General features: G+C 66.1%; 16 protein-coding genes. 10 read left to right on the top strand and 6 right to left on the bottom strand.

The features are described from left to right. The first annotated feature begins 183 nt into the window (after positions 1-183). Positions 184-2,544: a TonB-dependent receptor gene (locus tag ACNI3R_RS00340; RefSeq protein WP_426178950.1), complete on the top strand. Its 2,361-nt coding sequence runs from the start codon at positions 184-186 to the stop codon at positions 2,542-2,544. Positions 2,545-2,593: 49 nt separating this feature from the next. Further along, positions 2,594-3,658, top strand: a complete 1,065-nt coding sequence (locus tag ACNI3R_RS00345; protein ID WP_426178951.1) for a cupin domain-containing protein — start codon at positions 2,594-2,596, stop codon at positions 3,656-3,658. 48 nt (positions 3,659-3,706) lie between these two features. On the opposite strand, the gene ACNI3R_RS00350 is transcribed toward ACNI3R_RS00345, so the two are convergent. Both ACNI3R_RS00350 and ACNI3R_RS00355 read right to left on the bottom strand, forming a co-directional pair. After that, positions 3,707-4,867 (bottom strand): aminotransferase class V-fold PLP-dependent enzyme, encoded by a 1,161-nt coding sequence (locus tag ACNI3R_RS00350; protein ID WP_426178952.1) that lies wholly within the window; start codon positions 4,865-4,867, stop codon positions 3,707-3,709. Positions 4,868-4,895: 28 nt separating this feature from the next. Next, positions 4,896-6,275, bottom strand: coding sequence for a sodium-dependent transporter (locus tag ACNI3R_RS00355; RefSeq protein WP_426178953.1), 1,380 nt, complete (start codon positions 6,273-6,275; stop codon positions 4,896-4,898). A gap of 131 nt (positions 6,276-6,406) precedes the next feature. Between ACNI3R_RS00355 and ACNI3R_RS00360 the strand changes: the two genes are divergently transcribed. The 4 genes from ACNI3R_RS00360 to ACNI3R_RS00375 all read left to right on the top strand — a co-directional run bounded on the left by ACNI3R_RS00360 (position 6,407) and on the right by ACNI3R_RS00375 (position 10,154). Next, positions 6,407-6,889 (top strand): MarR family winged helix-turn-helix transcriptional regulator, encoded by a 483-nt coding sequence (locus tag ACNI3R_RS00360; RefSeq protein WP_426178955.1) that lies wholly within the window; start codon positions 6,407-6,409, stop codon positions 6,887-6,889. A 26-nt stretch (positions 6,890-6,915) separates the two neighbouring features. Next, positions 6,916-7,323, top strand: coding sequence for a VOC family protein (locus tag ACNI3R_RS00365; protein WP_426178957.1), 408 nt, complete (start codon positions 6,916-6,918; stop codon positions 7,321-7,323). A gap of 99 nt (positions 7,324-7,422) precedes the next feature. Further along, positions 7,423-8,808, top strand: coding sequence for a metal-dependent hydrolase family protein (locus tag ACNI3R_RS00370; RefSeq protein WP_426178959.1), 1,386 nt, complete (start codon positions 7,423-7,425; stop codon positions 8,806-8,808). A 2-nt stretch (positions 8,809-8,810) separates the two neighbouring features. Next, positions 8,811-10,154 (top strand): amidohydrolase family protein, encoded by a 1,344-nt coding sequence (locus ACNI3R_RS00375; protein ID WP_426178961.1) that lies wholly within the window; start codon positions 8,811-8,813, stop codon positions 10,152-10,154. A 114-nt stretch (positions 10,155-10,268) separates the two neighbouring features. Here ACNI3R_RS00375 and ACNI3R_RS00380 read toward each other — a convergent pair whose 3' ends face one another. After that, positions 10,269-11,099 (bottom strand): DUF6671 family protein, encoded by an 831-nt coding sequence (locus tag ACNI3R_RS00380; RefSeq protein WP_426178963.1) that lies wholly within the window; start codon positions 11,097-11,099, stop codon positions 10,269-10,271. A 105-nt stretch (positions 11,100-11,204) separates the two neighbouring features. Beyond that, on the bottom strand, positions 11,205-12,074 hold the full coding sequence (locus tag ACNI3R_RS00385; RefSeq protein ID WP_426178965.1) for a LysR substrate-binding domain-containing protein: 870 nt from the start codon (positions 12,072-12,074) through the stop codon (positions 11,205-11,207). Between the two features lie 101 nt (positions 12,075-12,175). Here ACNI3R_RS00385 and ACNI3R_RS00390 point away from each other — a divergent pair, with 101 nt between their 5' ends. Both ACNI3R_RS00390 and ACNI3R_RS00395 read left to right on the top strand, forming a co-directional pair. Next, complete coding sequence (locus ACNI3R_RS00390) at positions 12,176-13,540, top strand: proton-conducting transporter transmembrane domain-containing protein (RefSeq protein ID WP_426178967.1); 1,365 nt, start codon at positions 12,176-12,178, stop codon at positions 13,538-13,540. 31 nt (positions 13,541-13,571) lie between these two features. Then, positions 13,572-16,160, top strand: a complete 2,589-nt coding sequence (locus tag ACNI3R_RS00395) for a DUF2309 domain-containing protein (RefSeq protein WP_426178969.1) — start codon at positions 13,572-13,574, stop codon at positions 16,158-16,160. Positions 16,161-16,211: 51 nt separating this feature from the next. On the opposite strand, the gene ACNI3R_RS00400 is transcribed toward ACNI3R_RS00395, so the two are convergent. Both ACNI3R_RS00400 and ACNI3R_RS00405 read right to left on the bottom strand, forming a co-directional pair. Further along, entirely contained in the window at positions 16,212-17,294 is a 1,083-nt protein-coding gene (locus ACNI3R_RS00400; protein WP_426178971.1) for a branched-chain amino acid aminotransferase, read from the bottom strand. 108 nt (positions 17,295-17,402) lie between these two features. Next, a complete protein-coding gene (locus ACNI3R_RS00405; RefSeq protein WP_426178972.1) occupies positions 17,403-20,858 on the bottom strand; it encodes an indolepyruvate ferredoxin oxidoreductase family protein in 3,456 nt (1,151 codons plus the stop codon). A gap of 143 nt (positions 20,859-21,001) precedes the next feature. Between ACNI3R_RS00405 and ACNI3R_RS00410 the strand changes: the two genes are divergently transcribed. Then, positions 21,002-21,475 carry an Lrp/AsnC family transcriptional regulator gene (locus ACNI3R_RS00410; protein WP_426178974.1) on the top strand — a complete coding sequence of 158 codons (474 nt, stop codon included), beginning with the start codon at positions 21,002-21,004 and terminating at the stop codon, positions 21,473-21,475. 62 nt (positions 21,476-21,537) lie between these two features. Beyond that, on the top strand, positions 21,538-22,191 hold the full coding sequence (locus ACNI3R_RS00415) for a TetR/AcrR family transcriptional regulator (protein ID WP_426178976.1): 654 nt from the start codon (positions 21,538-21,540) through the stop codon (positions 22,189-22,191). The last annotated feature ends 13 nt before the right edge of the window (positions 22,192-22,204 follow it).

Below are 22,204 nucleotides of genomic sequence, written 5' to 3' on the forward strand. Positions count from 1 at the left end.
GCGAAGGGACTGCGCTTTAGCAGGGCCGCCATTTTCTTCAACGGGCAGGACCAGCCTCAGTCCGCCCGTCCGGCACCGGCGCATTCCTCTTGCTTCAAGCTTAAATCAAACATACATATATGAAAACGAATATGAGTTTGATGGGAGCTTGGCTCGAAACATCCTGCAACGAAGGGGGTTGAAATGAACGGGAAGATCGGGATTTTGATATCCACCGCGTCGCTGTTCGCGATTGCGACAACGGCCGCACCGGCTTGGGCACAAAGCGCGCCGGCCGCCGACACGCTCAGCTCCGACATCGTGGTCACCGCCCGCAAGCGCGGCGAGGAACGGCTGCAGGACATCCCGGCGTCGATCACCGCGATCGGATCGGCCGAACTGGAACGCCGCGGCGTCACCAATTTCGAGAGCTTCGCCTACACCATCCCCGGCCTGACCTTCACCGATCAGGGCCCCGGTCTGAAGCGCTACACGCTGCGCGGCATCCAGTCCGCCGGCCAGGAGCAGGTCGCGGTCTATTATGACGAAGTGCCCGTCCCCGGCATCCAGAGTTCGAGCGGCGACAGCGGCTCGCAGATCGGCGACCTGCAGGTGTACGACATGGCGCGAATCGAGGTGCTGAAGGGCCCGCAGAGCACGACCTTCGGCGCCAATTCGCAGACCGGCGCCGTCCGCTTCATCACCAACAAGCCCAAGCTGAACGCGGTCGAAGGCTCGGTCCGTGCCGGTGCCAACTTGGTGTCGGGCGGCGATGAAGGCGCCAACATCTATGGCATGATCAACGTGCCGATCGTCGAGGACAAGCTCGGCATCCGTGTCGTATCCTATTATGATTACACGCCCGGCTTTGTCGACAATGTCCGGCTGGGCAACAAGAACATCAACTCCGATGGGACTTCTGGCATCCGCGGCATTTTGCGCTGGGAACCTGCGCCCGGCATCGAGATCGACGCCATGGCCTGGTATCAGCGGCGCAACACCAAGGGTGCCAGCGAATATAGCCCGTTCGACAGCTTCCGCGAGCGCGGCAACAGCAGCGACCCAGGCTGGAACGACCTCGTCCCCCGCTTCGCCTATTTCCAGACCGGGCAATATAATTCGGGCAGCTACGTCAAGTCGCCCCGACCCGACCGCCAGCAGATCTATTCGCTGAGCGGCACGGGCGATCTCGGCTTCGCCTCGCTGACGGTCACCGGCTCGATCTACAAGCGCAAGCTGCAATTCTACCGCGACAATTTCGTCTGGTCGCTGGGCGTCGGTCCGGCCGGCGAGACCTGCCCCAACGGTCGGCCCTGCACACGCTCCGATCTGATCCCGCAGCTGACCGACCAGACGCAGGACCTCAACCAGAAGACCTTCGAAGCCCGCCTGAACTCGACCGGCGACGGTCCCTTTCAGTGGGTCGCGGGCGTCTTCTATCGCGACCGCCAGTCGAACTTCCGCAGCTTCTCGCCGCTGGTCGACGCCAATGGCGACATCATCGTCGCCAGCACGCCCCCGACCGGCTTCTCCACAGCCGTGGGCGCCGGCATTGCCGGCTGCAACCCCTGCGCCTTCGCCCGTGTGAACACACGCGGCATCAAGGAAAAGGCGGTCTTCGGCGAAGCGACCTTCGACATCACCGACAGCCTCGAACTGATGGGCGGCCTGCGCTGGTTCGAGGCGAAGCAGACCGACTTCGGTTCGACCCTGTTCCAGTTCCCGACCTTCGGCAGCACGCTGCCGGCGCCCTACAACCGCCGTTTCACCGAGGACCAGTATATCCCGAAGGCGCAGATCTCGTTCAAGCCGAGCGAGGCCATCTCGGTCTATGCGCTGGCGTCCAAGGGCTTCCGCCTGGGCGGTACCAACCAGTCGGCCGCCGTGGTCATTCCCGATGGCTATGAGTCGGACTCGCTGTGGAACTATGAACTCGGCTTCAAGTCGACCTGGTTCGACCGCCGCCTGATCGTCAACGCGGCGGTCTATCAGATCGACTGGAGCAACATACAGGTGTCGGGCCGCGATCCGACCAACTCCTTCGCCTTCATCGGCAATGCAGGCGCCGCGCGCATCCAGGGACTCGAGCTCGAGGTGCAGACGCGCCCGGCGGATGGCCTCGAATTGCTCGCCGGCCTGAACTGGCTACCGAAGCGCGAACTGACCGAAAACCAGATCAGCGACAGCATTGCCGCAGCCGGACGCAAGGGTGACAAGATCCCGCGCATCCCGGCACTGACCGCGACCTTTTCGGGCCAGTACAACATGGACCTGCCGGTCGATGGCTGGAACGGCTGGCTGCGCGGCGAATATAGCTACAAGGGCAAGTCCGGCACCGAGCTTCGCCCGACCGCGAGCACCTATCGACGACAGGACGCCTTCAGCATCGTCAATCTGCGCATCGGCGCCGACAATCGTGACGACGGGCTGGGCTTTGCGCTGTTCCTGAACAACGCGTTCGACGTCCAGGGCGACGTGTTCCTCGCCGCCGGCGCCTTCGTGCCGACGACCAAGATCACCAACCGTCCGCGTACGATCGGCTTCGAGATATCGAAGAGCTTCTGATAGACCCATGGGGAGAGGAGCGCGCTTCTCTCCCCCTTCGAGACCAGACATGACCGAGCATGATTGCGCCACGACCTGCCCGCTGATTGCGAGCCGCAAACCCTATTACAAGGAACTGACAGCAGGACGGACCTATCTCTGGTGTTCCTGCGGCCGATCGAAGCGCCAGCCTTTTTGCGACGGCCGCTCGCATGAAGGCACCGGTCTCGAGCCGGTACCCTACACCGCTCAGCGCGGTGGCGAGGAAGTGCTCTTCTGCGGCTGCAAGCACACGGCCACTGCACCCTTTTGCGACGGCGCGCACAGCAATCTTCCTGGCGGTTACAAGGATGCCGGTGAGGACGCGGACGCACCGCGTCCCGACATCGTCGCGGCCGATGCGGATGGCATCGCCCGTGTCGACGGACGTTGCTTCGTCATCTCTCCGGGCGATGCCGGAGAAGAGCGCTACCGCCTGCGCAAGCTGGTCGCCCCGTCGACCGGGGCGGAGCACCAGTCGCAATTCCACCTGGCGCTGCGCGAGGCTATGTCGCCGGTGCTTCAGGCCGGCGGGACCGACGCCATATTGTGGGTGACGACGGGTCAGGGGACGATCGAGATCGGCAACCGGTCCTTCGTGCTGCAATCACCTTGCGGCATCTATGTGCGCAGCGGTGAGGCCTTCCGCCTCTCGGCCGAGACGCCCGTGATCGCCTATATCTCCGCCTGCCCTGCGGTCGAGGAACTCGACACGCCTTCCGAGCTTCCGGCGCATTTCGACGATGCCTGGCCCGACCGCGTAGTCGCGATCGATGAGGCGAACCGGACGGCGATGGGGCCGCGCTGGTTCCAGATGCTGGTCGACAAGCGCATCGGATCGACCACGGCTGCCCAGTTCATCGGCCATATTCCCATGTCGCGCGCCGAGATGCACCGCCATCTCTACGAGGAAGCGCTGATCATCATGTCGGGCCATGGCATCATCTGGAACGAGACCAGTGCGGCGCGCGTGGGCGCGGGCGACGTCATCTTCTTCCCGCGCAAACATCTTCATTCGCTCGAATGCACCGCGCCCGAGGGCATGGATGTCGTCGGGATCATCCATCCGGGCGACAATCCCGGCATCAATTACTGACCTGCGCGGAGGGGGTGAGGTAGCCCCCTCCTGCCCAGCGCCGCCCCGTCAGCCGAGCAGCGCCCGCCGCTTGACGAGGGCAGCGACCAGCCGCTCCACATCCTCTTCATCATTGTAGAAGTGAAACCCTGCGCGGATTTTCCCGTCGCGGGACGAGGTGATCACCTTGTCCTCGGCGAGTGCTGCGACCAGTGCCGCATCGTCGCGCGACGGAAGCGCGAGCAGCGGTCCCCGTCGATCGTCGTCATCGGGCGTGAAGATCGCGATCTGCTCGGCCGCCAGCCGGGTGATCGCATGGCGGGTGATGCTGCGGACATGCTCGCCGATCGCATCGAGTCCGATGCCCAGCACGATGTCCAGCCCCGCCTCCGCGCCGTAGAGGCTCGGCACCGGCGGCGTTCCCGCCTCGAACCGGCGCGCCGTCGGGCTTGGCCGGTTGGCGAAGATGTCCATCGCGCCCGGATCGACCTGCGCGAACCAGCCGCTGTTGCGGGGCGACAGCGTCTCGATCAGGTCGCGGCGAACATAGAGGAAGCCGATCCCGGCGGTCCCCAGCAGATATTTGAGCATGCCACCGACCGCCAGATCGACGCCGAGGTCGCGCGGGTCGATAGGCTGCGACCCGACCGACTGGTAGCAGTCGAGCAGGACGATCGCGCCAGCATCATGCGCGATCCGGCAAATCTCCCGGATGTCCGCATCGGGCAGCCGCCCGCCATGACGGTAGCAGATATGCGAGAGCGCGACGATCGCGGTGCGCTCATCGATCGCGGCACGAAAGCCCTCGATATCGACGACCCCCTGTCCGGTCTCGGCGACGTGGACGACCTCCGCCCCCACCTGCTCCTGGGCATGCCAGATTTGCGCGCCGGTCGGGAATTCGAAGTTGGACAGAACGATCCGGTTGCGACCACCGCCGAAGTCGAGCGCGCTCGCGATCGCGTTGATCCCCGCCGAGGCCGAGCCGGTTATCGCGATCTCGTCCGCATCGACCGCGAAGACCCGCGCCATCTGGTCCCGGACAATTTCGAGCCGTTCGACCCAACCGCCCCAGTCCGCGCCTTTCGCCACCCGGTCGTCGAGATAGCGGTTGAACGCCTCTCGCACGCTGTCGGCGAGCAGGCCGTAGGAGCCGCTGCTGAAATAGGCGAGCTCGGGCAGGGACGCGAACTGCGCCCGGACAGCTTTCAGATCGGGAAGAAGGGACAAGAGGGCAACTCCGACAATACGAAGAGGATCAGGCGAGAATATGGATCATCAGGCCGATGATCGCAGCAGGAGAGACGAAGGCGAGAAGCATATGCCACAGCCGGAAGCCGCCCGATTTGAGATCGGTCACCTCGGGCGTCATCGTCCGGCGGATCGCCCAGCCGGCGAAGAGCGCGATCAGCAGCGCGTTGAGCGGCAGCAGCAGATCGGCGATGCCGAAGTCGAGAATCTCGAAGAAGGTCTTGCCCGCGAAAGGCGGCACGAAGTCCAGCGGGTGGACGGCCTTGAGCAGGTTGAAGGACAGCAGCGAGGGCAAGCCGACCGCATAGATCGCCAGGGCTGTGCCCAGCGCGACGGGTGCCCGCTTCCAACCGGACCGCTCCATCAGCCAGGCGACGACCGGTTCGAGCATGCCCACCGCCGTGGTGAACGCGCCCAGCGCGATCAGGCAGAAGAAAGCGATGCTGACGAGACGCCCGCCGGGCATGCCGCCAAAGGCGACCGGCAGGGTGACGAAGATCAGGTTGGGCCCCTCGGTCGGGGCAAGGCCATAGAACAGCACCGCCGGGAAGATGGCGAGCCCCGCCATCATCGCGATGAAGATCACCGATCCCGAGACGATCATCGCCGATTGCGGCAGCGAAACGCCGCGCGGCAGATAGGCGGCATAGGTCATCAGCACGCCCACGCCGATCGCGGTCGAGAACAACGCCTGCCCCAGCGCGGTGAGCACGCCGGTGCCCGTCATCGCCGAGAAATCGGGATAGAAGAGGAAGCGCAGCGCCGGGCTGAGCCCGATCGTCACGGCATTATAGCCGACGAGGCCGATCAGAACGACGAACAGCGCGACCATCTTGACCTTGGACACGACCTCGATGCCGCGCCGGACACCAAGCGCGACGACCACCGCCACGGCGGCGATGAACGCGAACTGGAGAAAGGCCTGACGTCCGGGCGATCCGATTGCCGCTTCGAACACAGCACGAGATCCAGCTGCATCGAGACCGCCGAACCCCTGGACGATGGCGAGCCGCGCATAATCCACGCCCCAGCCCGCAACGACGCTATAATAGCTCAACCCGAAAAAAGGGATGGCGAGGCTCAGCCAGCCGATCGCCCGCCACGCCCGTGACGCGCCTTCGGCCTTCACCAGCCGTTCCATCGTCCCGATCACGCTGCCATGCCCCCGCCGTCCCATCGCCATTTCGGCGATCATCAGAGGGACACAGATCAGCAATACGAAGACGATATAGAGGATGACGAAAGCGCCGCCGCCATTGGCTCCCGCGACATAAGGGAAGCGCCACAGGCTGCCGAGCCCGATCGCAGCGGCTGCGGCGGCAAGGACGAAGGCCAGTTTGGAGGTCCAGACCTCACCGCCTGCGCGGTTATTATCTGCCTCGGCCATGCGCCCTACGCTCCTCTTTCCACCCTGATGATTTCTCTATATTCAAAAATATATCCTTTTGCATATAGATTTTATTGTGCGCTGGGGGCTCAGCCTCGTAGATGCGAACAATCGTTGGGGAATGATCGCATATGAGCAGCACCGGGCATCAGGAGAGCAAGACCGTCGACCTGGAGAAGGGCGACCGCTGGCTCGACGACTATCTTCCTTATCAGCTTTACCGCGTCACAAATCGGCTGAATGTCCGCCTGCAGGGCCGCATGCGCGCGCTCGACATCAACCTCTCGCAATGGCGCATTTTGAGCGTGCTCCATTCAAGCGGTACGCTGAGCATCAGCGGGATCGTCGAACAGACGCTGATGGAACAGCCCACCGTCAGCCGCGTCGTCGTTCAGCTGGAAAAGGACGGCATGGTCGAGCGGCGCGTGTCGTCCGAAGATTCGCGCATGATCGATATCACGCTGACCCCCAAGGGTGCGGAGACCTTCACCTCGATCCGTCAGTCGGCCTATGCGCATGAAAGAATCGCGCTTGAAGGGCTGCCGGCCGAGACGCTCGATCTGTTTCGCGAAACATTGCGACGCATCGAAAGCAACATCGACATCTATGATTGAGGCCGGTCTTGCCGTTAGATGAGTGCATGCCGACGGTCAGCCCCACGCAGCCCTCCATCCCCAAGGTGGATGGCGTCCTGACCATGTTCTATTATGTCGATCTCTCGGCGGCCGAGCACTGGTACGAGGAGGTGATCGGCTTCGAGAAAATCATGCGGCTAGACGGCCTCGCGCTGTTCCGCGTCCATGCGAGCAGCCATCTGGCGCTCGTCGGTGACGGCGCCGGAAGCCAGCAGCCGATCGCGGGCAGCAACAAGGGCGCTATCCTGTCGATCCAGACGAGCGAACTGGAGCAATGGCACCAGCGGCTGTTTGCGCATCAGTTGCCCGGCACCGGGCGGGGATTGCATATCGGCTGCGATGGACGGACGATCGAGTTCAAGGTCCGCGATCCCGAAGGCTATACCGTGGAATTCTTCGAGTGGATCGATTGACGCCCAGCCGGGGTCCGACCGTTTTTAATATGCATTTTCATATTTCCTTATCGGCAATATCGCGTTAGCCTCCTCTCCGTCGCCGAACAGGGGGATGGAATGAAGAGATTTCTCGGCTGTGCAGCAGCGCTGAGTCTGGTGTGGGCCGTACCGGCATTCGCAGAGACGACGCCGGTCCCCGGAACGCCCGCACATCCCGCCGCTCCCGCGGCGCTGCCCACCATCCTTCATGCGGGCAAGCTGCTCGCCGTGCCAGGCGAGAAGGTCGTCGAAGAGGCCACCATCGTCACGCGCGACGGCAAGATCCTCGCCGTGCGCGCCGGCTATCTCGACGCGGCCGCCCTAGGGCTGCCCACCGATACCGCCGTCGTCGACCTCAAGGACCGCTTCGTCCTGCCCGGCTTCATGGACATGCACGTCCATCTCAGCTCCGGGGGCTCGGCGCGAAACCCGATGACCCGCCTCAAGGAAGGCCCCGAATATTTCGCGATCAACGCCTATGCCAATGGCTACCGGACATTGATGGCGGGCTTCACCACCGTGCGCGACCTCGGCTCACCCGGCGATTCGTTGTTCGCGCTGCGCGACGCGATCCGCGACGGGATCGTGGCCGGCCCCAAGATCATCGCCGCCGGTGAAGGCATCAGCCCGACCAACGGACATGCCGACGCCCACGGCCTGCGCCGCGACCTGATGGAGGCGCAGATCCGTCCCGGCGTCTGCGACGGCGCCGACGACTGCCGCCGCGCGGTCCGCAACGCGATCAAATATGGCGCCGACGTCATCAAGGTCCACGTGACCGGCGGCGTCCTCGACGAATCCGACGCTGGCACCGGGCAGCAGTTCACCGACGAGGAACTGCGCGCGATCGTCGATGCGGGCCACGCCATGGGTCGCAAGGTGACCACCCACGCCCATGGCAAGAGCGGCATCGATGCGGCGGTGCGCGCCGGCTACGACTCGATCGAACATGCGATGTGGGCCGACGAAGAGAGCCTGAAGCTGATGAAGCAGCACGGCACTTGGCTGATTCCCACCGTCTGGCCGATCACATGGGTCGGCGACACGCCCGAGAAGGTGCGGCAGGGACCCTTCAAGACTCTCGCGCCCAACTCGCTGGCCAAGCTCTATCAGCTCGGTGACCAGCCCAAGAAGATGGTGCGCGCCGCGATCCGTCTGGGCGTTCCGATCGCGCTGGGCACCGACAACGGCATCGCGCCGCACGGTACCAACGGCTATGAAATGCTCGAATATGTCGAGGCCGGCATGACGCCGATGGAGGCGCTCAAGACGGGCACGGTCAACGCCGCAAAGGCCGGTGGCGTGCCCGATCGCGGCAGCATCGCGCCGGGTCTCGCCGCCGACATCATTGCGCTCGACGGCGATCCGCTCGCCGATATCCGCGCGGTGCTGGCGGTCGATTTCGTGATGCGCGACGGCATCATTTTCAAGAAGGACGGCAAGGCCGGGGAGACGGGGCTGTGACAATGAAAACGCTTATCCGCGGGTTCCTGCTCGCCGGCTCGATGCTCGTCGCCGGCACCATCGCACAGGCCGAAGCGATCATCTTCGACCATGTCACCCTCGTCGACGGGACCGGCGGCACGCCGCAACCGGACATGAGTGTCGCCATCGACGACGGCAAGTTCGTCGCCGTCACCCCGACCGTTGCGGCCGCAAAGCTGAAGGGACGCCGGGTCGATGCGACCGGGCGCTGGATGATCCCCGGTCTCATGGACGTCCACATCCATCTCGGCGGCCCCTATAATCCCGAGAAGAAGCATGACCAGGGCGTCCAGGCGCTTGCCAGCTTCCTCTATTCGGGCGTGACCACCGTCTATGACGCGGGCAACGACGCGCGCTTCATCCTGACGCTGCGCGACGAGGAACGCGCTGGCAAGATTCTGTCGCCGCGCATCCTGGCAACCGGCAATCTCGTCACCTATCCCGGCAGCCACGGCTCGGCGATGGGCGTCGAGGTCGACAGCTGGCCGCAGGCAAAGCCCGCGCTCGACAAGCATATCGCCGAGCAGAAACCCGATATCGTCAAGCTCACGCTGGAAGAACATGGCTGGGGCTCGCGACCGATGATTTCGCTGCTGCCGCTCGACCTGATGCAGAACATCATCCAATATTATAATGAGCGCGGCATCCGCACGACCGCGCATACATCGAGCGAGTTGCGCGCGATCGAGGCGATCTACGCCGGCGTCGACAGCCTCGCCCACCCCGTCATCCAGGGTCCCGTCAGCGACGGTTTCGTCAAGCTGATGGGGGCGAAGAAGACCCCGATGGCGACCACGCTCACGATCGGCGAAGGCTATAGCCGCCTGGTCGAGCATCCCGAATATCTCGACCAGCCACTCTACGCCGCCTCCTACAGCAAGCCGCAGATCGCAGAGCTCAAGACCAAGACGCGGGCCGAATGGAAGGAGCGCAGCTGGACCTGGTGGATGAAGCTGATGACGCCGATCGCGCAGGAGAATCTGCGCAAGATCGATGCGGCCGGCGGAGTGATCGCGATCGGCACCGATCAGTCGATCGGCCCGGCCGTCCACCGCGAGATGGAGTTGATGCAGGCTGCCGGCGTGAAGCCCGGCGAGATCATCCGCATGGCAACGCTCAACAGCGCCCGTCATCTCGGCCGCGAAGACGAACTCGGGTCGATCACGCCCGGCAAAATCGCCGACGCCGTGCTGCTGAGCGCCGACCCCACCGCCGACATCAACAACGCCAAGGCGATCGTCGTGGTGATCAAGGCCGGCGCGCTGATCGACGAGGACAAGCTGCCCATGGCTGGCGGCCTGCAGAAGCGTCGTCGCGACTTCTGATTTTCCGGCGGCGGGCCGGCGTTGCAGGCCTCCTGCATGGGGCTATTGCAAGCTGCAACCAAGCGCGAAATTCGTTCGTGTCGACCGACCCCAGCGTGCGCCGCTTATCGCATTTCAGGGATTGCAGGACGGACAATGCGCGGGGTCGGCCTTCCGATCGGGATCGATCGCCTCGATCCGTTCGAGCCCGCAGCCGCGGCACCGGTAGAGCCGGTCGACACTGTCGAACGTCGCCGTCCCGCACCAGCCGCAAGGCCGACCGGGCCGCAGTACGCCGCGCCAATCAGGGAATGCGCAATCGGGGCAGCGCTGGTCGAGGCGAAGCGCGAGATCGGCCGCCGCGCGCGCGATTGAGCGCCGCCGCGTGGGATTTCGGTGCGCCCGCATGTCGGTGCGAAGATGCACGCAGCCATGCGCCGCCAGCAGCGCCGCAACCGCTGCATCCAGCGCTTCGAAGCCTTCCATATCCTTGGCAAAGTGTCCGGCGTCCCCCGGCGGGGCGAGCAGCAGGCCGTGATCGGGAAAGCCGATGCGGTCTGCAAACTCCCGTGCTTCGGCGAATGTACGGGCTTCGCGGCTTGCGAAATTGGTATCGAGCGTCAGATCCTCGCCGATGACATGCAGGTCGCTGGCCCGGCAGAGCAGGACCACCATCTCCCGGCCGCCCGGAACGAAGCCATAAGCGGGGTGCGGGCCGAAGGCGCCCTCGCTGGCGAGCGCGAAATCGGCGTGCGGAACCGCATCCAGTCCCGCCCGCGCCTTGGCGAGCAGCGCGTCATGCTGCGATCCCGCCCTCGGGATTTCGCCGCTGAAAGTGCCGAACCGATCGGTGTCGATCTCGGGCGGCGGAAGGAAGCGCATTCCCGTGCCGGCAAGCCCCGCCTCGATCAGGTCTTCCTTGCCGTGCATGGTGACGATGACCGCCGCTCGGCCCGCAATGTCCATGGCTGCCTCCACCCTGCCCGCTAGTCAGAAGTTCGACCATGCCAAAATGAAATGATCTCATGGCAAGCATCGGAAATTCCAATGATCAGGTTTCGATGCCGCCGCTCAGGCGCCGCGCTCCAGTGCCTCGACGATATGCTGGCTCAGCTTGTGGGCGGTGTCGGAGATACCGGCGGCCTCCAGCAGAGCGATCTCGGTGTCCGCCAGCGCCGGCAGGCCTGCCTCCGGCCCAACGGGCAAGAGCGTGTCCGGTACCATCTCGCGTGGAAGCACCGTTACCCCCAGCCCGGCGCGTACCGCTGCCTGGCTGCCGGCCAGGCTGGTCGACGTATAGGCGATCCGCCAGGGGCGGCCCTGCGCCTCCAGCGCGTCGATCGCGCGCTTGCGATAGACGCAGGGCTGGGGCGACACGATCAGCGGCAGCGTCTCCTTGCCATCGGCTGCGCTCCGGTCGCGCGCGACCCAGACCAGCGGCTCCCGCCATACGCGCATGCCGCCCACTGTCGTCGTGGCGAGCGTCGGCTCGCGCTTGACCAGCACCAGGTCGAATGCCCCGCTGTGAAAGCGTTCGAGCAAGTTGAGCGTCAGATCGCAGGTCACCTCCAGTTCGACCAGCGGATGCGCCTCGGTGAACTGTGCAAGCACGGTCGGCAGATGTACCGTGGCGAAATCCTCGGGCACGCCCAGCCGGACCGAACCCGCGATGTCGGGCTCGAAAATTTCTGCCACGACCTTGTCGTTGAGCAGCAGCAGCTTGCGCGCGGTGCCGAGCAGCCGCTGCCCCTCCGACGTCAGCTGCAGCGAGCGCGACGTACGGTGGATCAGGCTGCGGCCGAGCATGTCCTCCAGCCGCTTCACCTGGAGGCTGATCGTCGACTGCGTCCGCCCCAGCCGTTCACCGGCTCGGGTGAAACTGCCCGCATCGGCGATGGTGACGAAGCAGCGGAGCAGGTCAAGATCGAGATTTCTGAGCATCTGCGCGCATCCATGTCGATGTTCAATGAATAGGATTTCAATAACTCGTTTTACCAATGCACGTCCAGAACTCATATCGGCCGCGAAAGGAGCATCATCCCATGCGTTCCACGCCCGCTTCGGCCCAGGCCGAAAGACAGTCGCCCGCCCAGCCCCTCCTGATCCTGGCTGCCCTCTTCTTCCTCGCCGTCATGACGGTGGTCGACCATGCCGTCCCGCTCTTCGCGCTCGACGGCCTGACGGCAGCCATGGCGGGCCTGGTGCTCCTCGTAGCGGCCTCGATCGTCACCTATTCGCGCCGCCACATGCGGGCCTCGGATGCCTCACGCTATTTCGGCAATATGGTCGGGCTGCTCGCCGCCACGGCCGCCTTTCTCACCACCAACCATGTGCTGGTCTTTGCGGCCGGATGGGTCGCCAGTGGCTTCTTCCTCGCCCGACTGATCGGGCATGTCCAGGGCTGGTCCTCGGCCCGGCAGTCGGCGCGCCTCGCTGCCAATAGCTTCATGACGACCGATGCGGCGCTGGTGCTCGGCCTCGGTCTGCTCAGCTGGCGGTTCGGAACGGCATCGATCGCCGATATCGTCGGTCGGGTGTCGCAGATGCCAAGCTTCTCCGCCGAACTGGCCGCAGCCCTGCTCGCCATCGCCGCCCTCGCACGCTGTGCCATTCCGCCGCTGTCGCGCTGGCTGCTCGCCTCGATGACGGCGCCTACCCCGGTTTCCGCGCTGATGCATGCGGGCATGGTCAATGCCGGCGGCTTCCTGCTCCTGCGCTTTGCGCCGCTGCTCGAAGCAGCCCCGATCGTCCGCCTCTCGCTGGTCGGCCTCGGCGCGGTCGGCGCGCTCTACGGTATCGGCGTCATGATCGTCCGCCCGGACGTCAAGCGGTCCCTGGCCGGGTCGACCGTGTCGCAGATGAGCTTCATGATCCTGACCTGCGGCCTTGGCGCCTATGCCGCCGCGCTGTGGCACATCGTTGCCCACGGCCTGTTCAAAGCCTGGCTGTTCCTCGGCACCGGCATGACCATCCGCGCACCGCAGGTCGAACGGGTCCGCCCGCCGGTCCTCGCCGCCCTGGGTGTCAGCATCCTCGTCCTGGGCGCCGGCTTCGCCGCCGGGATCGTCGATCCCCGGGCGCCGGCCTTCCTGCCCATGGCCTTCGCCCTCACGACCGCCGTCCTCACTTTCCTCACGCTCCCGCAGAGCGGCGGCCGCACGGCGCAGATGGCCGGCACCGGGGCAATGGTGGCGATGCTGATCGCGGTCCACATGCTCGGCCTGTTCGCCGCCGAAAGCCTCTACCAGCGCAGCGCGCCGCCGATCCTGCCCGCCAGCGCCCAGCTGGCTCTGGCGCTGCTCTTCTCGCTGGCCCTGCTGTGGCAGTTCAAGCCCTCGACGGCCGCCCGGCAACTGCCGCGCTGGCTCTATGTCCGCCTGCTGAACGCTGGCGCGATCCGCGCCTGATCCGCTCCCCCCTCTTTTCAAGGAAAACCGCATGTCGCTCCTCCTGAAAGAACGCCCCAAGCAGCAGACGCTCTCCATCGACGACGTCCGCGACCTCATCCAGATCGCGTCCCAGGTCGTGGCGCCGCTGTGGCCGCTCGAAAGCCCGATCGCGGTCAACCCGCTGTCCGGCTTCGAAGACCTCCCCTTCGCCGATGCGGTCAGCCGCGCGGGCGGCCTGTTCGGTGCCCGCGCCGGCATGGCGCTCGACAAGTGGCGCGGCCTTGTCGAGCAGGGCAAGGTCGACCGCGTCCTGCTCCTGCAGATCGCGGTCGAGCATCTGGGCGGCCCGGATATGGCCTTTCGCAAGGTCCTGCCCGGAATCAATGCGCTCGACCTGCTCGCAGCGCGGCTGCTGGAGATCGAGGAGAGCGCCGATCCGGACGCGGAGGCCCCGCGCAGTTCGGGCCCCGGCGAAGCCTTCCTCGCCAAATGGTGCGCCGTCTTTTTCGACCAGGGCGTCGCAGCAATGCCGATGCCGGGCCGTGAGCGCGGTCTCTACGCCGCGATCCTCGACATGGCGCTCGACGATCCGGACTTCGCGGCGCTCGCCGGGGATGAGGCCGAGGCGCTGGTGGACGCCATGCCGACCGATCCGCTCGAGGCGATCCGCCTCGCTTTGCTGGACAAGCCCAACCAGCTCGAGGCACGGCTGCACTGGCTCCGCACCATGCTGACCCGCCTGCCGGGCTGGGCCGGCCACATCAGGTGGCGGAGCGAAAAGGCGGACCTCGATGTCTCGCGCGGCGCGCCGGCGACGTTGACCGATATGCTCGGCCTGTGGGCGCTGATCGACAGGGTCGCCCCTCTGCCCAAGGCGCCGCCAGTCTTCGCCAACGATGCACGCGACGATCTGGCACGCCATTTCTCGCTGGACTTTCTGACGCTCGACCGGCTGGAAGGGGACGCCAAGGCGATCGTGCGGCACATCGCCGGGCTGTCCCATGCGGATCTCGCCTATCTGTTCATGACCACCGCCGAACGGCAGCTGGAAAGCCAGGTCGTTGCCGGGCTGCGCAAGCATGTCCGTGGCAACGAAGGCGGCAAGGCCCGCCCGGCGGCGCAGATGATCTTCTGCATCGACGTTCGCTCGGAACCGCTGCGGCGCGCGATCGAGCGGCGCGGCGACTATGAGACGCTCGGCTATGCCGGCTTCTTCGGGCTGCCGATCGCCCTGCGTTCGCCGCTCGACAGCCGGCGCAAGCGGCAGTTGCCGGTGCTGCTCGAACCGCAGCACGATGTCGAAACCCGCCCTGTTGCCGGCGCGGAGGACGAGGCGCGCCGCCTGATCGATCGCATCCGTGGCGCAACCAGCCTCAACAGCCTCGCCGGATCGGCCAAACAGGGCGTCATGACCAGCTTCGCGACCGCCGAGGCTGCCGGGCCGCTCGCTGCAGCGATGCTTGCGATCCGCAACTGGGCGCCGAAGCTGGCGCAAAAGCTGGTGCCGCCGGGACGCGAAGCGCTCGATCCGTTGATGGGTCCGTGCACCGCCAGCCATGACCATGACCATGACCATGATCACGCCCACAGCGCGGCCGATCGCATGACGCTGGCCAACAAGTGCGACTATGCACGCAACCTGTTCGCGCTGACCGGACTGAAGCCCGAAGCGCTCGGGCGCATCGTGATGCTGCTCGGCCATGGCGCCAGCGCGGTGAACAACGCCTTTGTCGGCTCGCTCGACTGCGGCGCCTGCGGAGGCCGCTCGGGCGGACCGAACGCCCGCGCGCTGGCGGCGATCCTGAACGACGATCGGGTGCGCAGCCGCCTGCGGGCCGACGGCCTGATGATCCCGGAGGACAGCCATTTCCTCGCGGCCCAGCACAATACGAGCACCGACGAGATCCTGTTCTACGAGAGCTGGAACATCCCGGCCTCGCATCAGGAGGATTTCGAGCTGCTGCGCATGGACATCGAGGATGCTGCGAACGAGACCTGCGGCTGGCGTGCCGAACGTCTCGGCCGGACGATCGAGGGACAGCGCACCGCTGCGCTCCACTGGGGCGAGGTGCGGCCCGAATGGGGCCTCTCGCGCAATGCAGCCTTCGTCGTCGGTCCGCGCTCGATCAGCCGCGACATCGACCTCGACGGGCGCGCCTTCCTGCACAGCTATGACTGGCGGCAGGACCAGGACGGGTCGGCGCTGAAGACGATCCTGACCGCGCCGATGATCGTCGCGCAGTGGATCAACTGCCAATATCTCTTCTCGACGATCGACAATGCCGCTTATGGCGCGGGCGACAAGGCGACCCACAACATCATCGGCGGCTTCGGCGTCCTGCAGGGCAATGAAGGCGATCTCTGCGTCGGCCTGCCGCGCCAGTCGCTCTTCAACGACGACGGCACCCCCTATCATGTGCCGCAGCGGCTGCTGACCGTGGTCCACGCGCCGCTCGACCGGGTCGACCGGATCGTCATGGAGACGCCGATCCTCAGCAGGCTGTTCGGCAATGGCTGGGTCAAGCTGATCGTGATCGATCCGCTCGACAAGGCAGCGCACCGCTGGGTGTCGAGCGACGGCATCATGCCGCTGTCATCGGCGCCCAATGGCTGGGCACAGGGCCATTATAGCGTCTGAACTATCTGACGATTGAGCCGGGCGGTGGCATCCCACCGCCCGGCAAGCGGTTCAGAGCGTGCGGCGCCAGCCGAACTGGTCGTTGGTCTCGCCGCGCTGGATCGCGACCAGCCGGTCGCGCAGATCCTGGGTCATCGCGCCGGCCTCGCCGGTGCCGATCAGGAATTCGCCGCCGCTGTGGAGAATCCGGCCGACGCTGACGATCGTCGCAGCGGTGCCGCAGACGAACACCTCGCGCAGGCGACCGCTCTGTGCATCGGCCTGCCACTGATCGAAGCCATAGCGGGCTTCCTCGACCGATATCCCCTTGTCGCGGGCGAGCGCGATGACCGAGGCGCGGGTGATGCCGGGCAGGATCGTGCCGAGCGGCGGGGTCTTCACCGTGCCGTCGTCGAACACGAAGAAGATGTTCATGCCGCCCAGTTCCTCGACCCAGCGATGCTCGGCGGCGTCGAGGAAGACGACCTGGTCGCAACCATGTTCGATCGCCTCGGCCTGCGCGATCAGGCTGCCGGCATAGTTGCCGCCGCACTTGGCTGCACCGGTGCCACCGGCGGCGGCGCGGCTGTAATTGTCCGACACCCAGACGCTGATCGGCTTGGCACCGCCCTTGAAATAGGCGCCCACCGGCGAGGCAATGACGCAGAAGATATAGCGCTTGGCCGGACGCACGCCGAGGAACACGTCGTTGGCGAACATGAAGGGGCGCAGATAGAGACTGCCCTCGCCCGCCGGAATCCACTCGGCGTCGATCGCGACCAGACGCTCGATCGCCTCGAGGAACAGCTCTTCGGGCAGCTGGGGCATAGCCATGCGATGCGCCGACTGGTTGAAGCGGCGCGCATTCTCCTCGGGGCGGAACAGGGTGATCGCGCCGTCGCTGCCGCGATAGGCCTTCATCCCCTCGAAAATCTCCTGCGCATAATGCAGCACGGCGCTGGCCGGATCGATCGAGAAGGGCTCGCGCGCACGGACGCGGGCGTCGTGCCAGCCGGCCTCCTCGGTCCATTCGATCGTGACCATATGATCGGTGAAGACCTTGCCGAAGCCTGGCTCCGCGATCAGCTGTACCCGCGCATCGTCGGAAAGCCGGTTGGGGTTCGGGATCGTCTGGAACTGCACAGAATCTGCCATGGTTCACCTGAAGATGGATTTGCGCGAAGCCCTTAAAGCCTGATCGGGCGCGGTGGAAGCGCTTTGCGCAGCGCACCCGGCGGATTGCCCGTCAGACGGAACGGCGGGTCAGGCGGCGGCCCGCTCGTCAGGCCGCTCGTCGAGCCGGGCGATCAGCGCGGCGCGCTCGTCCGCATAGCGCGCCATCGCCTCCTCCTTCACCGGGCCATAGCCACGCACCATGTCGGGCAAGGCGGCCAGCGCCAGCGCGGTGTCGGGCGCGGTCCGGTCGAGCCGGTCGCACAGCATCTCGATCGTCGCAAGATATTCGTCGCGCAGCGCGCGTTCGGCGCGACGCTCGGCTGTACGGCCGAACGGGTCGGCCCGGCCGCCCCGCAGCGCCTTGCCCTTGGCGAGCAGCGCCATCGCGGTGAAGATCCACGGCCCGAACTTGCGCTTGGCCGGGCGGCCCGTGGCGGGGTCGACCCGCGACAGCAGCGGCGGCGCCAGATAGAGCGAGAGCCGCCGCGTCGAAGCGAACTGCGCCGACAGCGCCTCGCGGAAGGCCGGCTCGGCATAGAGCCGCGCGACCTCATATTCGTCCTTATAGGCCATCAGCTTATAGGCATTGGCCGCCACCGCGCGCAGCAGCGGCTCGCCCGCATCGCCCATCGGCGCGACGGCGGCGCGGACGCGATCGACCAACGCGACATAGCGCGCGGCATAGGCTTCGTCCTGATAGGCGACCAGATCGGCGCCGTGCCGCGCGATCAGGGCCTCGGTGTCCTCGACCGCCACGGGCTCGGCAGCGACGCCCGCCATGCGCTCGACCGCCGCCAGATCGACTGCGGCCAGCCGGCCCCAGGCGAAGGCGCGCTTGTTGAGCGCGACCGCCGCACCATTGGACTCGATCGCCGCCGCGAAGGCCTCGGCCGAAATCGGCAGCAGCCCTTTCTGCCAGGCATAGCCGACCATCAGCGTGTTGGCGGCGACATTGTTGCCGAACAGCCCTTCGGCAATGCGCGTCGCGTTGATCAGGAAGCCGCGATCGCCTGCGCGCTTCATCAGCAGGTCGAGCATAGTCGCGGTCGGCAGAGCGGCGTCGCGGTCCAGCACCACGTCGGCGGTCGGGGTCTCGTCGGCGTTGAGGACGATCGCCCCGCGACCGACCGCGAATCTGCGCAGCGCGTCGGGGCTGCTGGCGACCACGGCATCGGTGCCGAGCACGAGGTCGGCGTCCCCCTGCCCGATCCGCACGGCGTGGATGTCGCCGCTCGCGATCCGCACCTGGCTGACCACCGCGCCGTTCTTCTGGGCGAGGCCGGTGAAGTCGAGCACGGTCGAGGACAGCCCGTCGAGATGCGCCGACATGCCCAGCAAGGCGCCGACCGTCAGCACCCCCAGCCCGCCGATGCCGGCGACATAGACGTTGAACACGCCGTCGAGCGCGGGGATCACGGGCGCGGGAAGGGCCGGGAAACGCTCCTTCTCCATCGCCTCGATCCGCGCGGCTTCGGGGCGGCGCAGCACCGGGCCGTCGATCTCGACGAAGCTCGGGCAGAAGCCCTTCACGCAGGAGAAGTCCTTGTTGCACGCCGACTGGTCGATCCGGCGCTTGGTGCCCTGCGCGGTCTGCAGCGGCTGGACCGCGATGCAGTTCGACTGGACCGAGCAATCGCCGCAGCCCTCGCAGACGCGCGGGTTGATGAACAGGCGGCGGTCGGGATCGGGGAAGCCGCCCCGCTTGCGGCGGCGGCGCTTCTCGGCGGCGCAGGTCTGTTCATAGACGATCGCGGTGACGCCCGGCATGTCGCGCAGCTCGCGCTGGATCGCGTCCATATCGTCGCGGTGGCCGATGACGACCTCCCCGCCCAGCGCACGCCACTTAGCGGGATCGTCGCTGACCAGGCGGACATGCGACACGCCCTCGGCCTTCAGCTGCGCGACGATCCGCGCGGGATCGATCGCGCCTTCGGCCGGCTGCCCGCCGGTCATGGCGACCGCATCATTGTAGAGAATCTTGAAGGTGATGTTGGCCTTCGATGCGACCGCGCTCCGGATCGCGAGGAGGCCGCTATGCTGATAGGTGCCGTCGCCCAGATTCTGGAAGATGTGCTTCGTCTCGGAAAAGGGCGCCGCGCCGACCCATTGCATGCCCTCGCCGCCCATCTGGCTGAAGGTCGTGGTCTTCAGCTTCGGCACCGACAGCGCCATGACGTGGCAGCCGATGCCGCCGCCCGAGATCGATCCTTCGGGCGTCTTCGTCGAGCTGTTGTGCGGGCAACCCGAACAGAAGAAGGGCTTGCGCGCCGGAAAGGGCACCACCTCGCCCCCGGCCTTGCGCTGCTGCAGCGCGTCGAGCCGCGCCGCGAGACCAATCGGGTCCTGCATGATCCGCGACACCAGCGCGCGCGCGACCAGCATCGGGTCGAACTCCATCACCACCGGCAGCAACGTCCTGCCCTCGACATCGGCCTTGCCGGCGACGCGCGGGCGCGGGCCCGCCCGGTTGAACAGCGCCGCCTTGATCTGGTTCTCGACGGTCGGCCCCTTCTCCTCGACGACGAAGATCTCGTCGGCCTGCCCCGCCAGCTCCAGCAGCGGCGCGGTGGCGAGCGGCCAGCTCATCGCGACCTTGTAGATCGACAGACCGAGCGCCTCCGCCTCATCCTCGCCGATGCCGAGATTGCCGAGCGCCTGCATCAGATCCTGATGCGCCTTGCCAACCGTGACGATGCAGAGGCGCTTCGCCCGGCTGGCGAAGATCGTGCGGTCGATCCGGTTCGCGGTCGCCCAGGCGATGGCGGCCGGCAGGCGCTCCTCGATCATGCGCCGCTCATATTCGGCGCGCTGCGCGGGCCACTGGATCGTCGGGTCCCAGTTGAGCCCATGCGGCGGAACGACATCCGACGGCGCGCGGAACAGCGGATAGGCATCGGGCAGTTCGAAGCTCGCGGCGCTCTCGACCACCTCGGCGATCGTCTTCATCGCCACCCACAGGCCCGAGAAACGCGACAGCGCGAAGCCGGCGAGGCCCAGCGTCAAAATCTCGGAAACATTGGCCGGCTGGATGACCGGCATCATCACCGACTGGAAGATGCCGTCGGTCTGGTGCGGGAACATCGAGGACTGCGCCGCATGGTCGTCCCCGCCGATCGCCAGCACGCCCCCGAGCGGCGAAGTGCCGAGCATATTGGCGTTGCGGAACACGTCGCCGGTCCGGTCGACGCCATTGCCCTTGCCATACCAGATGCCGAACACGCCATCGGCCCTGGTCTTGCCGAAAGCCTTGTGCATCTGCGCACCCCACAAGGCGGTCGCCGCGAGATCCTCGTTCAGGCCCGGCTGAAAGACGACATCATGCGCATCGAGATATTTCTGCGCCTTCCACAGCTGCTGGTCATAGGCGCCCACCGGCGAACCGCGATAGCCCGACACTAGTCCAGCGGTGCTGAGCCCCCGCGCCCGATCGAGCCGGCGCTGCATCAGCGGCAACCGCACCAGCGCCTGGATACCAGTCATGAAAGTGGGGCCGCTCTCGGCGGTGTAGATGGCGTCCAGGCTTACGATACGGTCATGCTTCATCGCGGATCTCCTGCCAGCGAGAATAGCCGAAGCGCCGTGGGAAGGGTTTCCAAACTTCTCGCTCAAAGCAGCGATCTTGGTATCTTGAACTACTTTAACGGCTCTTTATGGTCATATGGACCATCAGGCAGGAGAAGAGCGCGGTGACCGACCTCGACAGCTACGACATCCGAATCCTGCAGACGCTCAGCCAGGACGGCCGGATCACCTGGCGCGATCTCGCCGACGCGATCGGCCTGTCGCTGACGCCGACGATCCGCCGCGTCCGCCAGCTGGAGGAGGCGGGTTACATTACGGGCTATTTCGCCCGGCTCGACGAGAAGCAGCTGGCCGGGGCGATGAGCGTGTTCGTCTCGATCACGCTGGAAAAGCAGGTGCGCGCCTCGCTCGACGCCTTCGAGGCCGAGGTCGCGTCGCTCGCGGAGGTGATGAGCGGTTTTTTGATGTCGGGCGGGTCGGATTATCTGCTGCGCTGCGTGGTCCGCGACCTCGACCATTATCGCGACTTCCTCGACGTGCTGACCAACATCCCCGGCGTCGCCCACATCCAGAGCAGTTTCGCGCTAAAATCCTTCATCAACCGCCCCGCTCCGCTGATCCGAGCCGGGACGCGCTGACGCGGGCGACGACCAGCCGCACGGCTTCCCGTTTGAACCGCAGCGGCCTAGAGAAGAGCGCAATGACCGCGACCGACGCCAGCAAGGATGCCGCCACAGGCACGGCCGACAGGCCCGCCCGCCGCGCGCGCCAGGCGCCCGACATCCGCCGCCAGGACCTGCTCGCCGTCACGATCCGCTGCCTTGCGACGCTGGGTCCGCGCGGCGCGACGGGGCGCGAGATCTGCCGGCAGGCGGGCGTCTCGCACGGCCTGCTCCGCCATTATTTCAGCAACCCCGAAAATCTGCTGCTCGAGACCTATCAGGAGCTGTGCGACAATTTCATCGGCCGCTTCGCCGAGGAGGTGGAAGCCGAACATCCCGACCCGTGGACGACGATCGACCGGCTGTTCGAGGTGCATTTCAGCGAGGAATGGTCTAACCCCGACATATTGGGCGCGTGGATCGCCTTCTGGACGCTGGTCCGCAGCAACCCCGACTTCGCCGAGGTCAGCCGCCATTACAACGCCCGCCTCCAGACCCTCCTCGACCGCGCGGTCGCCCGCCTGCCCCAAGGCCCGGTCCCCCCGCGCGACATGGCGACGCTGATCTCGGCGACGATGGACGGCCTGTGGCTTGACTACAGCCTGTCGCAGGAGCGTTTAACGCGCGAGCGCGCGCTGGGCCTCGCACGGACGATGCTGCGGCGGCTGGCGCCGGTGGGGGATGAGGAATGAACTGATGTTCGTT

Origin of the sequence: Rhizorhabdus antheiae, assembly GCF_049889055.1 — a bacterium.
In the GTDB taxonomy this organism is placed as follows: domain Bacteria; phylum Pseudomonadota; class Alphaproteobacteria; order Sphingomonadales; family Sphingomonadaceae; genus Rhizorhabdus.